Below are 14,514 nucleotides of genomic sequence, written 5' to 3'. Positions count from 1 at the left end.
GCTCAGCCGGCTGCCGGGGCCTGGTCGCAGACGCGCTCGACACGGGCGAGGTCGTCGCGGGGGACGGTGAGGTGCACGAGGTCGCCCTGCTGGACGACCATGTCGGGGCGCGGGATCGTGCCCTCGCCGAGGCGCGTCACGTAGGCGACGCGCGCCCCGGTCTGCTCCTCGACGTCGACGAGGCGCCGCCCGATCCAGCTCTCGGCCAGGGGCACCTCGGCGATGACGATCTTGCCGCTCGGGTCGGTCAGCTCGGGCACGGCGCCCTGGGGGAGGAGCCGCTGGATCATCTGGTCGGCGGTCCAGCGCACCGTGGCGACGGTCGGGATGCCGAGCCGCTGGTAGACGGCGGCGCGCTGGGGGTCGTAGATGCGGGCTGCGACGTGCTCGACGCCGAAGGTCTCGCGGGCGACGCGCGCGGCGAGGATGTTCGAGTTGTCGCCGCTGCTGACGGCCGCGAAGGCGTACGCGTCGCGGATGCCGGCGGCGATGAGTGTGTCGCGGTCGAAGCCGACACCGGTCACGGTCTGCCCCTCGAACGAGGTGCCGAGGCGGCGGAAGGCCGACGCGTCGACGTCGATGATCGCGACGTCGTGGCCGCCCCGACCGAGCGTCCGGGCCAGGGTCGACCCGACACGGCCGCAGCCCATGATGACGAAGTGCACGGACGCGACGCTACACCGTGGACTCCCCTCGCACCGTGCAGGTCCGGGCGGGTCCCGTGGCGGTTGGGCGGGTGGCTGGACGCGTGCGTCGGCGAGCGGGTCGACGGTCTCGTTCGGAGGGTGGACGGGCGGTGTCGGAGTGCAGCGGCGCGGGCGTCACGACGGCATACTCTGTCGTCGTGCCCGGAACCGGATCGCTGTTCAAGCGCCTCCTCGTCGGTCGCGCCATGCGCAGCGACAAGCTCGGCGAGACCCTGCTGCCCAAGCGGCTCGCCCTGCCGATCTTCGCCAGCGACGCGCTGTCCTCGGTCGCGTACGCGCCCGACGAGATCCTGCTCATGCTGGGCCTGGCCGGTGGCGCCTTCGTCACGACGCACAGCTGGCAGGTGACGATCGGCGTCGTCCTCGTCATGGTCGTCGTCGTCGCGTCGTACCGGCAGAACGTCCATGCCTACCCCTCCGGTGGCGGCGACTACGAGGTGGCCACGGTCAACCTCGGGCCCAAGGCCGGGCTGACGGTGGCGAGCGCGCTCCTCGTCGACTACGTCCTGACCGTCGCCGTGTCGATCTCCTCGGGCGTGCAGAACGCCGCCACCGTCCTCGGCTTCGTCCGGGGGCGCGAGGTGGTCGTCGCGGTCGGGCTCATCGCCTTCCTCACGGCGATGAACCTCCGGGGAGTCCGCGAGTCGGGCAAGGCCTTCGCGATCCCGGTGTACGCCTTCATGATCGCGATCCTCGGGATGGGCCTGTACGGCGTCCTCCAGAAGGTGACCGGGACGCTGCAGCCGGCCGAGAGCGCGGCACTGACGCTGGTGCCCGAGGGCGGCGAGGAGCTGACCGGCCTCGCGGCCGCCTTCCTGCTGCTGCGCGCCTTCTCCTCGGGGTGCGCGGCGCTCACCGGCGTCGAGGCGATCAGCAACGGCGTCCCCGCGTTCCGCAAGCCGAAGAGCCGCAACGCCGCCTCGACGCTCCTGCTCATGGGCGTCCTGTCGATCACGATGCTCGGGTCGATCATCGCCCTGAGCATGTGGACCGGCGTCAAGATGGCCGACGACCCGTCGACGCAGCTGCTCCGCAACGGCGCACCGGTCGGCGACGACTACGTGCAGCACACGACCATCGGCCAGCTCGCCAACTCGGTGTTCGCGAACTTCCCGGTCGGGGTCGTGTTCGTCTCGATCGTCACCGGCCTGATCCTCGTCCTCGCCGCCAACACCGCCTTCAACGGCTTCCCGGTGCTCGCCTCGATCCTGGCCCGCGACGGCTACCTTCCGCGCCAGATGCACACCCGCGGCGACCGGCTCGCGTTCTCCAACGGCATCGTCATGCTCTCGGCGGCGGCGATCGTCCTCGTCATCATCTTCAAGGCCGAGGTCACGGCGCTCATCCAGCTCTACATCGTCGGCGTCTTCGTGTCGTTCACGACGAGCCAGATCGGCATGGTGCGGCACTGGACGCGGCACCTGCGCCTCGAGCGCGCGCCCAAGGAGCGGGCCCGGATGCAGCGCTCGCGGGTCATCAACGCCGTCGGCGCCGCGATGTCGGCGACCGTCCTCGTCGTCGTGCTCATCACCAAGTTCCAGGCGGGCGCGCGCTACGCCATCATCGCGATGGCGATCCTCTTCGTCGTCATGCTCGGCATCAAGCGGCACTACTCGCGGGTGCGCGACGAGCTCCAGATCGACTGGACCATCGAGCGGCCCATGCTGCCGAGCCACGTGCACGCCATCGTCTGCATCTCGAAGGTGCACAAGCCGACGATGCGCGCGCTCGCCTACGCGCGGGCCAGCCGGCCGACCTACCTCGAGGCCATCACGGTCGACGTCGACCACGACGAGACGCAGGCGCTGCTCGCCGAGTGGGACAAGCACGACATCCCCGTGCCGCTCAAGGTGCTCGCCTCGCCCTACCGGCAGATCACCCGCCCGATCCTCGACTACGTGCGCTCGATCCGCAGCGGCAACCCGCGCGACATCGTGACCGTGTACCTGCCCGAGTACGTGCTCGGCAGGTGGTGGGAGCAGCTGCTGCACAACCAGAGCGCGCTGCGGCTCAAGGGTCGCCTGCTCTTCACTCCCGGGGTCATGGTCGTCAGCGTCCCGTGGCAGCTGCAGTCCTCGCAGGGCGCCGAGCGCGACTGGATCGACGAGCCGCCGGTCGGTGGCTCGGTGCGCGGCGGGGCGCTGTGAGCGCGCGCCAGCCCCGCGAGCGAGCGGCCAAGGGGGAGAGCCTCGTCGGCGCCCGGTGGACGCTCGAGGTCGGCGGCGTCGCCCACGGCGGGCACTGCGTGGCCCGGCACGAGGGACGCGTCGTGTTCGTCCGGCACGCCCTGCCGGGCGAGCGCGTCGCCGCCGTCGTCACCGAGGGGCGCGACGGCGACAGCTTCGTGCGCGCCGACGCCGTCGAGGTGCTCGAGGCGTCCCCGGACCGTGTCGCGGCCCCGTGCCGCTTCGCCGGCCCCGGGCTCTGCGGCGGCTGCGACTTCCAGCACGTGACGCTCGAGGCGCAGCGCCGCCTCAAGGCCGACGTCGTGCGCGAACAGTTCGCCCGCGTCGCGAAGATGCCCGACGTCGACGTCGAGGTGCGTCCGGTGCCGGGGGACGCCGACGGCCTGCGCTGGCGCACGCGCGTCGAGTTCGCGGTCGACGCCGAGGGTTTGGCGGGCCTGCGGGCCCACCGCTCCCGCGAGGTCGTGCCCGTCGACGACTGCCTCATCGCGACGGAGGGCGTCATCGCCTCGGGCGTCCTCGACACCGCTTGGGACGGGTGCGCGTCCGTCGACGTCATCGACGCCGTGCACCCCGACGAGCCGGTGCTCGTGCCGGTGCCGGCCGACGACGCGTCCGGTGACGACCCGTCGGGCCGGGTCGCCGAACGCGGTGGCCCGCCGTCCGGCGGCCTCGTCGGCGAGCTCGTGCGCCAGGGTGACTGGGAGGGCGAGTACGTCGTCGCCGCGCGTGGCTTCTGGCAGGTGCACCCCGGTGCGGCGTCGACGTTCCTGTCCCGGGTCGTCGACCTGCTCGAGGCCGGCCCCGGCGACCGGGTCCTCGACCTCTACGCCGGCTCGGGCCTGTTCACCATGCGTCTCGGTGAGCTCGTCGAGCCCGGTGGCTTCGTCCTCGGCGTCGAGGGCGACGCCGTGGCCGTCGCCAACGGCGAGCGCAACACCGAGCACCTCCCGAACGTCGAGTGGCGCGCGGCCCGCGTCGACCGCGAGCTGCGCTCGCTCGTGCGCCAGGGCGTCACCGCCGACCTCGTCGTCCTCGACCCGCCACGCACCGGCGCCGGCAAGGAGGTCATGGCCCTGCTCGCGCAGGTCGCTCCCCGACGCGTCGTGTACGTGGCCTGCGACCCGGCCGCGCTCGCACGTGACGTGCGCCAGGCCGCCGAGCACGGCTACGAGATGACCTCCCTCGAGGGCTGGGACGCCTTCCCGATGACCCACCACGTCGAGTGCATCGCGGTGCTGGAGCGGCGACCGGCATGATGCCGCCGCAGCCCGCCGCCCCGCCCCGGCGGCGGACCGCGCGCCGGGGTGTCGTCGTCGTGCTGTGGCTCACGGTCGTCGGGCTGGCGGGCCTGCTCGTGCGGGCGCGCCTGTCCGGCGTGGAGGGCTTCGGTGACCCCGGCTTCGACTTCTGGGGGTACTACGTCCCCGCCGGCCGGGCTCTCGCCTCCGGCGGAACCCCCTACGGCGTGTACGGCTACGTGTACTCGCCGATCATCGCCGCTGCCACGATCCCGGCGCTGGCCACGGCCTGGCCGCTGACCGTCTGGACGCTGCTCCAGCTCGCCGCCGGGCTCGCCGCGGTCGCGCTGGCCGTCGTCGCCGTCCGCGACGAGCTGCCCGGCTGGCGCACGCCGGTCCTCGCCGGCTTCGCCACCCTCACCCTGCTCTGGTCGTGGTCGACCTGGCTCTCGCTCGCGCTCGGCCAGGTCGAGATGCTCGTCCTCGTGGCCCTCGTGGCGGCCATGACCGCGAACCGGCGCGGGCACCCGGCAGCGGCGGGCGCGGCGATCGCGGTCGCGGCCCTCGTCAAGACCTGGCCGGCCTTCAGCGTCCTGTGGCTGCTGCGTCGGGGGATGCGTGGGCGGGGCCGCGCGCTCACCGCGGTGGCCGTGACGCTGGCGGCGGCGGTGGCGGTGTTCGTCGCGACGTGGGGGCCGGCGGTCCTCGGCGAGTGGGCCACGGCCACCCGGTCGGGCTCGGTGCGCCCGATCGCGTCCTACTCCGCCTTCGGCGTCGGTCGCGAGCTCTTCGCGGGAGGGGCCGGGTTCGAGCCGTTCGTCCGGTCGCCGGGGCTGCGCTGGACGGCGACGGGCCTGCTGGTTCTCGTCGGGCTGGCGCTCGTGGTCCTCGTCCTGCGCCGGCCGGGGGACCCGCGGTTCGCCCTGTGGCACCTCGTCGGCTGTGGGCTGTTCCTCCAGCCCGTCAACAACCTCAACTACCTCCTGTTGCTCGTGCCCCTCGTGTGGCTGCACGCCGCGCGGCTGCTCGATCCGGCGCGCGGCTGGCGCACCTCGGTGGGCTCGTCGGTCGCCTCGTCGGTCGCCTCGTCGGTCGCCTCGTCGGTCGCCGCCGGGATGGTCCTGGCGTGGTGGGTCGTGGCGCACCGCCTGTTCGACCAGACCCGCGGCGGCTACCTGCTGACGGTGACCGCGACGGTCGTCATGCTCGCCGTCTCGGTCGTCGCCGAGGCCCGCGCCCCGGGGCAGACAACGCGGGGGTGAACGACGAAGATGGGCCGCAGGCGGCCGGGTCGGTCCGGGTACGGGACGACGAGGCGTCACCCCGTGGACACGGGTGGCCCGGGCCGCGAGCCCGTGTGGTTAGATATATCTTGACGTCAAGATAAATCGCGCACTGCGACATCCAACAGAGTTGCTGGAAGGAGCCCGACGTGGGCAGCATCGACAGCTTCAAGGCCAAGGGACCCCTCGAGGTCGGTGAGAAGTCCTACGAGATCTTCCGGCTGGCCGGGGTCGAGGGCCACGAGACCCTCCCGTACAGCCTCAAGGTGCTCCTCGAGAACCTGCTGCGCACCGAGGACGGCGCGAACATCACCGCCGACCACATCCGTGCGCTCGGCTCGTGGGACGAGAACGCCGAGCCCGACACCGAGATCCAGTTCACGCCGGCGCGCGTGATCATGCAGGACTTCACCGGCGTGCCGTGCGTCGTCGACCTCGCCACGATGCGCGAGGCCGTCGCCGACCTCGGCGGCGACCCGGCCCGGATCAACCCGCTCGCCCCGGCCGAGCTCGTCATCGACCACTCGGTCATCATCGACGTCTTCGGCCGCGCCGACGCCTTCGAGCGCAACGTCGAGATCGAGTACCAGCGCAACAAGGAGCGCTACCAGTTCCTGCGCTGGGGCCAGACCGCCTTCGACGACTTCAAGGTCGTCCCGCCGGGCACCGGCATCGTCCACCAGGTCAACATCGAGCACCTGGCCCGCACCGTCATGGTGCGCGACCTCGACGGCGAGCAGGTCGCCTACCCCGACACCTGCGTCGGCACCGACTCGCACACGACGATGGTCAACGGCCTCGGCGTGCTCGGCTGGGGCGTCGGCGGCATCGAGGCCGAGGCGGCCATGCTGGGCCAGCCCGTCTCGATGCTCATCCCGCGCGTCGTCGGCTTCAAGCTCAAGGGCTCGATCCCGTCGGGTGCGACGGCCACCGACGTCGTCCTGACGATCACCGAGATGCTCCGCAAGCACGGCGTCGTCGGCAAGTTCGTCGAGTTCTACGGCGAGGGCGTGGCCCAGGTGCCGCTCGCCAACCGCGCCACCATCGGCAACATGAGCCCCGAGTTCGGCTCGACGTGCGCGATCTTCCCGATCGACGACGTCACGCTCGACTACCTGCGCCTCACCGGCCGGTCCGACGAGAGCGTCGCGCTCGTCGAGGCCTACGCCAAGGAGCAGGGCATGTGGCTCGGCGCGGACACCGCCGAGGCCCGCTACAGCGAGTACCTCGAGCTCGACCTGTCGACCGTCGTCCCCTCGATCGCCGGCCCCAAGCGCCCGCAGGACCGCATCGAGCTGTCAGCCGCCAAGGAGTCGTTCCGCAAGGTCCTGCCGACCTACGTCGCGCACGACGAGGGCGACGCCGGCGACGTCGAGTCCTTCCCGGCCAGCGACCCCGGTGTCGACAACGGCGGCGACAAGCCGGCCGACGGCGCCACGAACGGCCGCCCCTCCACGAAGGTCTCGGTGACCGACGCCGAGGGCCGCACCTTCGAGATCGACCACGGCATCGTCTCGATCGCCTCGATCACCAGCTGCACCAACACGTCCAACCCGTCGGTCATGATGGCGGCCGCGATGCTCGCCAAGAACGCCGTCGAGAAGGGCCTCACGGTCGCCCCCTGGGTCAAGACGTCGATGGCGCCGGGCTCGAAGGTCGTCACCGGCTACTACGACAAGGCCGGCATGTGGCCCTACCTCGAGAAGCTCGGCTTCCACCTCGTCGGCTACGGCTGCACGACGTGCATCGGCAACTCGGGCCCGCTCAACGAGGAGATCTCGCAGGCGATCAACGACGCCGACCTCGCCGTCACCTCGGTCCTGTCGGGCAACCGCAACTTCGAGGGTCGCATCAACCCCGACGTCAAGATGAACTACCTCGCGAGCCCGCCGCTCGTCATCGCCTACGCCCTCGCCGGCACCATGGACTTCGACTTCGAGTCCGAGCCGCTCGGCCAGGACGCCGACGGCGACGACGTCTTCCTCAAGGACATCTGGCCCGCGCCGGAGGACGTCGAGCAGACGATCGCCGCGAGCATCAACCAGGACATGTTCACCGAGGACTACGCCGACGTCTTCGCCGGCGACGAGCGCTGGCAGTCGCTGCCGACGCCCGAGGGCGACACGTTCGCCTGGGACGGTGAGTCGACGTACGTGCGCAAGCCCCCGTACTTCGACGGCATGTCGATGGAGACGACCCCGGTCGCCGACATCGAGGGCGCCCGCGTGCTCGCCAAGCTCGGCGACTCCGTGACGACCGACCACATCAGCCCGGCCGGTGCGATCAAGAACGACAGCCCCGCCGGGAAGTACCTCGCCGACCACGGCATCGAGCGCAAGGACTTCAACTCCTACGGCTCGCGCCGCGGCAACCACGAGGTCATGATCCGTGGCACGTTCGCCAACATCCGCCTGAAGAACCTCCTGCTCGACGGCGTCGAGGGCGGCTTCACGCGCGACTTCACCAACCGCGGCGAGCAGACGACGATCTACGACGCCGCGCAGAGCTACGCCGCCGCGGGCACCCCGCTCGTCATCCTGTCGGGCAAGGAGTACGGCTCGGGCAGCTCGCGCGACTGGGCTGCCAAGGGCACCAGCCTGCTCGGCGTCAAGGCGGTCATCGCCGAGAGCTACGAGCGCATCCACCGCTCCAACCTCATCGGCATGGGCGTCATCCCGCTGCAGTACCCGGCCGGCCAGAACGCCGACTCCCTCGGCCTCGACGGCACCGAGACCTTCTCGATCTCCGGCATCACCGCCCTCAACGAGGGCACGACGCCGAAGACCGTCAAGGTCGTCGCGACGAAGGACGGCGGCGAGACCGTCGAGTTCGACGCGATCGTGCGCATCGACACCCCGGGTGAGGCCGACTACTACCGCAACGGCGGCATCCTGCAGTACGTGCTGCGCTCGCTCGTCGCGAGCTGAGCCCAGGCGTCGGTAGGCGCCTGCAGCGCCACCCCGTCGGGGCCCGGTCACCGTTCGTCGGTGGCCGGGCCCCGACGCGTCCCCGGCGTGCCGCGGATGGCATGCTCGACGCGTGAGCGAGCGACACGCGTCCCTGACCGTCTGGGAGTCGGGTTTCGGATGGGAGCCTGCGGCGGACGTCGCCTACCGTGACGTGCACGTCGAGGATGCCGGGCCGCGGACCTACGCCGCCAGCGTGTGGGAGTCGCCGGTCGTCGAGATCGCTTTCACGGCAACGGAGCTCATCCCCTCGTGGAACGCCCGCACGCCGGCTGGCACGTGGCTGCACGTCGAGGGCCGCGTCGGCGACGCGTCGGGCTGGGCCCCCTGGGTGACGTTCGCCCGCTGGGCCGAGGACGACCCGGATGGCGAGTCGCCGGTGACCCGCACGACGGTCCGCGGCCAGCAGCTCGACGCCGGTCACGTGTCGGCCGACACGTGGCACGCCGCTCCCGGGCGCGGTCTCGAACGGTGGCAGCTGCGGCTGACGGCCCTGGCCACCGAGGACGCGGTCAAGGCGGTTGACGGTGCGCCGGGCGGGGGCGTCGAGGTGTCCCTCGTCGGTGCGGTGGCCTCGCGCTTCGCCATCGCGCCCGACGAGCCGACGAGCGGCCCGGCCTGGGGAGCGGGCCACGAGGTGCCGGTGCCGCCACACTCGCAGCGCCTGCACGTCGACACCTTCCCCCACTGGGACAACGGTGGCCAGTCCTGGTGCTCGCCGACGTCGACGACGATGCTGCTCGAGCACTGGGCGTCGGGCCCGAGCGCGGCGGAGGCGGCCTGGGTGGGCCACGACATCGACCCCGTCGTCGTGCACGGCGTGCGCCGCGTCTTCGACCGGTCCTACGGCGGGGCGGGCAACTGGGCCTTCAACACGGCCTACGCCGCGACGCGTGGGCTGCGGGCGTACGTGACGCGGCTGCGCGACCTCACCGAGGCCGAGGCGTTCCTCGCCGCCGGGGTGCCGCTCGTCGCGTCGGTGACCTTCCGCGAGGACGAGCTCGACGGCGCCGGCTACGGGACGAGCGGGCACCTGCTGACGATCGTCGGGTTCACCGCCGGGGGTGACGTCGTGTCCAACGACCCGAACTCCGGCCGGATCGCCAGCAACGACGCGGTGCGTCGGGTCTACCGGCGCGACCAGTTCGAGCGGGCGTGGCTCGGCGACAACGGCGGCCTCACGTACGTCATCCACCCCCACGGGGTCGAGCTCCCACCCCCGCCGCCCGAGGCCAACTGGGCCTGAGCGGGCCGGCGTCAGGTCAAGCGGGCGTAAATTTTCCACGCCCAGCGCCCGAATCGCGAGAATCCTTGACCCGAAGGCCCCGTGGACGGGGTGCGCGGGTGTTCACTGACCGGGCCCCGCACCCCGGCGCCCGCGTCCACCACGCCGGCCCGGGGGCGCCCGCCCCCCACGGAAGGTGAGCCATGTCGTCCGTCCCCATCGTCCCCAGCGGCACCCCCGGCTCGCGCGAGGTACCCGCGGGCCCCGCGACGCCGAGCCGACGCGTCGTGCTCGGGTCCGCCGCCGGCGCCGCGTTCCTCGGCCTGTCCGCCGCGTCGACGGCGTCCGCCTCGTCGGTGCCCGGAGGGCCTGACACCCGCCACGTCGCCTACCGCGAGTGGAGCGGCCCGCAGCTGGCCGTCGGCGCCTTCACCGGCACCCGGGAGTACGTCGACCCGTTCGACCCGACGGCGACGCCGGCCACCTACGACGTCGCGACGTGGACCTCGCCCGTCGTCCGGCCGGGCTTCGGCCTGACCGAGCTCGTCGCGTCGTGGAACGCCGACACCCCCGGAGGCTCGTGGGTCGAGGTCAGTGTCCGCGGGCGCAGCGGCGGCGTCGAGACCAAGGAGTACGTCCTCGGGCGCTGGGCCCGGTACGACCCGGCCGACGGCGGCGGCATCCACCGCACCAGCCTGGGCGGCCAGGGCGACGCCGTCGCGACGGTCTACACCGACACCCTCGCGACGCGCAGCGGTCACACGCTCGAGTCGTGGCAGCTCGTCGTGCGCCTCATGCGCCCGACGGGCACGTGGCAGACCCCCCGGCTGCGCTCGGTCGGGGCGATGGCCTCGGCCCTGCCCGACGCCGACCGGGTGCCGCGCAGCCCGAACGGCCGGGCGTGCGGCACCACCCTCGACGTGCCGCCCTTCTCGCAGGAGCGCCACATCGGGCACTTCCCGCAGTGGGACAACGGCGGCGAGGCCTGGTGCTCGCCGACCTCGACGTCGATGGTGCTCGCCTACTGGGGGGCCGGGCCGCGCGCCGACGAGACGGCGTGGGTCACCGAGGCCATCCCGGACGAGACCGACCCGCAGGTCGACTTCGCGGCGCGCAACGTCTACGACTACACCTACGACGGCGCCGGCAACTGGCCGTTCAACGCGGCCTACGCCGCGACCCGACCGCGGATGCGTGCGTTCGTCACCCGGCTGCGCTCGCTGACCGAGGCCGAGGAGTTCATCGCCGCGGGCATCCCGCTCGTCACCTCGGTGTCGTTCAAGAAGGGCGAGCTGGACGGCGCGGGCTACGGCACCAACGGCCACCTCATGGTGGTCGTCGGTTTCACGCCCGAGGGCGACGTCGTGTGCAACGACCCGGCCTCGCACCTCATCCGCGACAACGGCCAGGTGCGCGTCACCTACGACCGCGAGCAGTTCGAGAACACCTGGGTGCCGCACAGCGGCGGCATCGTCTACGTCATCCACCCGCAGGACCACCCGCTGCCGGCGCCGCCGCGCCCCGAGAGCAACTGGTGACGCGCGGGCCGGCCCGGACGTGCTGGTCCGGGCCGGCCGGTGCGGCAGGTGGGTCCGGGCGCCGAGGGCCTCAGCCGGCGTGCGGGTCGCGGTCGGTGACGCAGTAGCTCGAGCCCGCGGGGTCGCGCAGCACCGTCCAGCCGCCGCCCGGGTCGCCGACGACCGCGGCACCGAGCGACGTGTGCCGCGCCACCTCGGCCGCGCGGTCGTCGCACGCGAGGTCGAGGTGCGCCGTGACGCCCGTGTCGGCGCCGTCGGGGTGGTCGGCGTCGAGGCGCTGGAGCAGGAAGCGCAGCGGCACCCCCACCGGACGCTCGAGGTGGTGGAACTCGGGACGCGACGCCGAGCGGCGCAGCCGCCACCCCGTCAGCTCCGTCCAGTAGCGGCACTCCGCCTCGTACGCCGACGGCGGGATGTCGAGGCACACCTGGTCGACGAGGCTCTCGTGACCCCTGGGCCAGCGCACCGGCTCCGGGCGCACGTGGTGACCGGCCCGTACGAAGCAGTGGACGAGACCCCCGGGGGAGGAGACCACGACGTAGCCGTGTGGCGATCGGTGCAGCACCCTCGCCCCGGACGCCACGGCCCGGTCGGCGGCGTCGGCCGGTGAGAGCACGTGCAGGTCCAGGTGGATCGAGGGGCCGGTGGCCTCGGAGCCGGCCGTGCCGGTGCGCTGCACGGCGAGGAACGGGTCGCCCTGCTCGGGCAGGAGGCTGACGAACTCGCCTTCGTCGCCGCGGGCCGGGGACTCGGTCGAGGCCGTGACGGCCGACCAGAACCGCACGACGTCCGCACGCACCGACGGCGGCACGTCGAGGAAGGCCGTGACCCACGAGACCGACCAGGGTGTCGTCATGCCCCGAGCGTAGGGGAGGCAGACTGGAGCCATGTCCGCCCACACCCCGCCCGGCTGGCCGCCGGGCGTGCCGCCGGCCCAGTCGCCGGGCTGGCAGGAGCGGGCCGTCCTCTGGCTGCTCGACCAGTGCCCACCGGACTACCGGGGGTACGCCGGCTGGCGCAAGCACCCCATCGCCCTCGCGTGGATCACCTGCCGCCACCTGGAGGGGCAGGTGGCCGCCACCCGTGACGCGTGGCGCGAGGCGCGCGTCGAGATCGGGCCGCACGTGCCCACCGAGGCGCTGACCGAGATCCTGTCCGAGATCGAGGCCGAGGGCATCCGGCTCGTCGCCGCCACGCGCTCGGCGCGCCTGCTCCACGAGGCCCTACAGGGCAAGGTCTTCGCCCCGCGGCTCTAGCCTGGGCAGTCGGTCCCTTCTGGACGTCCTGTGGCGCTGACGCGAGGATCATGTGTGGTGTGCCATGCGGTGGGCGGTGCACGTTTTCGCCGGCCTGAACGTTGCACCTAGACTCGATCAACCCGCTCCGACGCGTCGGGACCGGACCCCCGACGACCACCGACGCACCCTGACGATGCGGCACCGAACTTCGAGAGGAAGACCCGGCGTGGCCCTGCTGGAGACGATCACGAGCCCCGCGGACCTCAAGGCCCTGCCGGCCGACCAGCTGACGGCGCTCGCCGAGGAGATCCGCACCTTCCTCGTGACCGAGGTCTCCAAGACCGGCGGCCACCTGGGCCCCAACCTCGGCGTCGTCGAGCTGACGATCGCGCTGCACCGCGTCTTCGACTCGCCTCAGGACACCCTCGTCTTCGACACCGGCCACCAGTCCTACGTCCACAAGCTGCTCACGGGGCGGCACGACTTCAGCAAGCTGAAGAAGCAGGGCGGTCTGTCGGGGTACCCGAGCCGTGCCGAGTCCGAGCACGACGTCGTCGAGAACTCCCACGCGTCCACCGCGCTGTCGTGGGCCGACGGCATCGCCAAGGGCCGGCGCCTCGCCGGCGAGACCGGCCGGCACACCGTGGCCGTCATCGGCGACGGCGCCCTCACCGGTGGCATGGCCTGGGAGGCGATCAACAACATCGCCGTCGACAAGGACCTCCCGCTCGTCATCGTCGTCAACGACAACGAGCGCTCGTACGCCCCGACCATCGGCGGCCTCGCCGACCACCTCGCCACGCTGCGCACGACCCGCGGCTACGAGCGCTTCCTCGACTGGGGCAAGCGCTCCCTGGCCCGCACTCCCGTCGTCGGCGGCGCGATGTTCGAGACGCTCCACGGCGTCAAGAAGGGCATCAAGGACATCGTCGCCCCGCAGGGCATGTTCGAGGACCTCGGCCTGAAGTACCTCGGTCCCGTCGACGGCCACGACGAGCAGGCGGTCGAGCGCGCGCTGCGCAAGGCCCGCGACTTCGGCGGCCCGGTCATCGTCCACGTCCTCACCCAGAAGGGCCGCGGCTACCAGCCGGCCGTCGACGACGAGGCCGACCAGTTCCACGGCGTCGGCAAGTTCAACCCCGAGACCGGGCTGCCGTTCGAGGTGTCCGGCCGCATCTGGACCGACGAGTTCAACGACGAGATGGTGGCCCTCGGCGCGGAGCGTCCCGACGTCGTCGCCATCACCGCCGCGATGCTCATCCCGGTGGGCCTCGACGGGTTCGCCGCCGCCTACCCCGACCGCGTCTTCGACGTCGGCATCGCCGAGCAGCACGCGGTCACGATGGCCTCGGGGCTGGCCTACTCGGGCCTGCACCCCGTCGTCGCCGTCTACGCCACCTTCCTCAACCGGGCGTTCGACCAGCTCCTCATGGACTGCGCGCTCCACCACGCCGGCATCACCTTCGTCCTCGACCGTGCCGGCGTCACGGGCAGCGACGGCGCCTCGCACAACGGCATGTGGGACATGACCCTCACCTCGATCGTGCCGGGCCTGCGCCTCGCCGCCCCGCGCGACGGCGACCAGGTGCGCCGCCGGCTGCGCGAGGCCGTCGAAGTGTCCGACGGCCCGACCGTCATCCGGTTCCCCAAGGGCGACGTCGCCGACCCGCTCACGGCCCAGCGCAGCATCGGCGACGTCGACGTGCTCTTCGAGAACGCCGGCGACGACGTCGACCTGCTCGTCGTCGGGGTGGGCGCCTTCGCGGGACTCGCCATCGAGGCGGGGGAGAAGATCGCGGCGCACGGGCGGGCCGTCCGCGTCATCGACCCGCGGTGGGTGCTGCCGGTCAGCGACACCGTCGTCGAGCTCGCCCGCCGGGCCCGCACCGTCGCCGTCGTCGAGGACAACCTCGTCAGCGGCGGCGTCGGCTCGGCCGTCACCCTCGCCCTGCGCGAGGCCGGGGTCGAGGTGCCGGTGCACACGTACGGCATCCCGAAGCGCTTCCTCGACCACGCCTCACGGGGCCAGATCCTCGAGGAGCTCGGCCTGACCGCCGACCAGGTCGTCGCCGACCTCGAGCCCCGCCTGGCCTGACGCGCCCCGTCGCGGCACCCGCACAGGCCCGCGTC

General features: G+C 72.5%; 10 protein-coding genes. 8 read left to right on the top strand and 2 right to left on the bottom strand.

Features of this window, described 5'->3' with window-relative positions:
• Positions 1–2: 2 nt before the first annotated feature.
• Entirely contained in the window at positions 3–665 is a 663-nt protein-coding gene (locus RY076_RS12970; protein ID WP_323098610.1) for a potassium channel family protein, read from the bottom strand.
• 227 nt (positions 666–892) lie between these two features.
• Here RY076_RS12970 and RY076_RS12965 point away from each other — a divergent pair, with 227 nt between their 5' ends.
• The 6 genes from RY076_RS12965 to RY076_RS12940 all read left to right on the top strand — a co-directional run bounded on the left by RY076_RS12965 (position 893) and on the right by RY076_RS12940 (position 11,146).
• A complete protein-coding gene (locus RY076_RS12965) occupies positions 893–2,854 on the top strand; it encodes an APC family permease (protein ID WP_323099218.1) in 1,962 nt (653 codons plus the stop codon).
• Positions 2,851–4,152 carry a class I SAM-dependent RNA methyltransferase gene (locus RY076_RS12960; protein WP_323098608.1) on the top strand — a complete coding sequence of 434 codons (1,302 nt, stop codon included), beginning with the start codon at positions 2,851–2,853 and terminating at the stop codon, positions 4,150–4,152. The genes RY076_RS12965 and RY076_RS12960 overlap by 4 nt, the downstream gene beginning before the upstream one ends.
• Positions 4,149–5,396: a glycosyltransferase 87 family protein gene (locus tag RY076_RS12955; protein WP_323098607.1), complete on the top strand. Its 1,248-nt coding sequence runs from the start codon at positions 4,149–4,151 to the stop codon at positions 5,394–5,396. The genes RY076_RS12960 and RY076_RS12955 overlap by 4 nt, the downstream gene beginning before the upstream one ends.
• A gap of 170 nt (positions 5,397–5,566) precedes the next feature.
• On the top strand, positions 5,567–8,344 hold the full coding sequence (gene acnA / locus RY076_RS12950; protein ID WP_323098604.1) for an aconitate hydratase AcnA: 2,778 nt from the start codon (positions 5,567–5,569) through the stop codon (positions 8,342–8,344).
• A gap of 112 nt (positions 8,345–8,456) precedes the next feature.
• Positions 8,457–9,629: a peptidase C39 family protein gene (locus tag RY076_RS12945; protein ID WP_323098603.1), complete on the top strand. Its 1,173-nt coding sequence runs from the start codon at positions 8,457–8,459 to the stop codon at positions 9,627–9,629.
• A gap of 182 nt (positions 9,630–9,811) precedes the next feature.
• Positions 9,812–11,146, top strand: coding sequence for a peptidase C39 family protein (locus tag RY076_RS12940; RefSeq protein WP_323098602.1), 1,335 nt, complete (start codon positions 9,812–9,814; stop codon positions 11,144–11,146).
• A 70-nt stretch (positions 11,147–11,216) separates the two neighbouring features.
• Here the strand turns inward: RY076_RS12940 and RY076_RS12935 are convergent, their stop codons facing one another.
• Positions 11,217–12,002, bottom strand: coding sequence for a VOC family protein (locus tag RY076_RS12935; RefSeq protein WP_323098599.1), 786 nt, complete (start codon positions 12,000–12,002; stop codon positions 11,217–11,219).
• A 31-nt stretch (positions 12,003–12,033) separates the two neighbouring features.
• On the opposite strand from RY076_RS12935, the gene RY076_RS12930 reads away from it, so the two are divergent.
• Both RY076_RS12930 and dxs read left to right on the top strand, forming a co-directional pair.
• Positions 12,034–12,402: a hypothetical protein gene (locus tag RY076_RS12930; protein WP_323098597.1), complete on the top strand. Its 369-nt coding sequence runs from the start codon at positions 12,034–12,036 to the stop codon at positions 12,400–12,402.
• Positions 12,403–12,610: 208 nt separating this feature from the next.
• Complete coding sequence (dxs, locus tag RY076_RS12925; protein WP_323098594.1) at positions 12,611–14,479, top strand: 1-deoxy-D-xylulose-5-phosphate synthase; 1,869 nt, start codon at positions 12,611–12,613, stop codon at positions 14,477–14,479.
• Positions 14,480–14,514 lie beyond the last annotated feature (35 nt).

Source organism: Intrasporangium zincisolvens, assembly GCF_034724055.1.
Lineage (GTDB): Bacteria > Actinomycetota > Actinomycetes > Actinomycetales > Dermatophilaceae > Monashia > Monashia zincisolvens.
The sequence above is the reverse complement of the archived record's forward strand: the minus strand, read 5'-3'. Positions and strand labels throughout refer to the sequence as shown.

Bases quoted from the DNA above. Each gene is read 5' to 3' on its own strand.
- RY076_RS12965 (WP_323099218.1), top strand. From the start codon at position 893: ATGCGCAGCGACAAGCTCGGCGAGACCCTGCTGCCCAAGCGGCTCGCC.
- RY076_RS12940 (WP_323098602.1), top strand. From the start codon at position 9,812: ATGTCGTCCGTCCCCATCGTCCCCAGCGGCACCCCCGGCTCGCGCGAG.
- RY076_RS12930 (WP_323098597.1), top strand. From the start codon at position 12,034: ATGTCCGCCCACACCCCGCCCGGCTGGCCGCCGGGCGTGCCGCCGGCC.
- RY076_RS12935 (WP_323098599.1), bottom strand. From the start codon at position 12,002: ATGACGACACCCTGGTCGGTCTCGTGGGTCACGGCCTTCCTCGACGTG.
- RY076_RS12955 (WP_323098607.1), top strand. From the start codon at position 4,149: ATGATGCCGCCGCAGCCCGCCGCCCCGCCCCGGCGGCGGACCGCGCGC.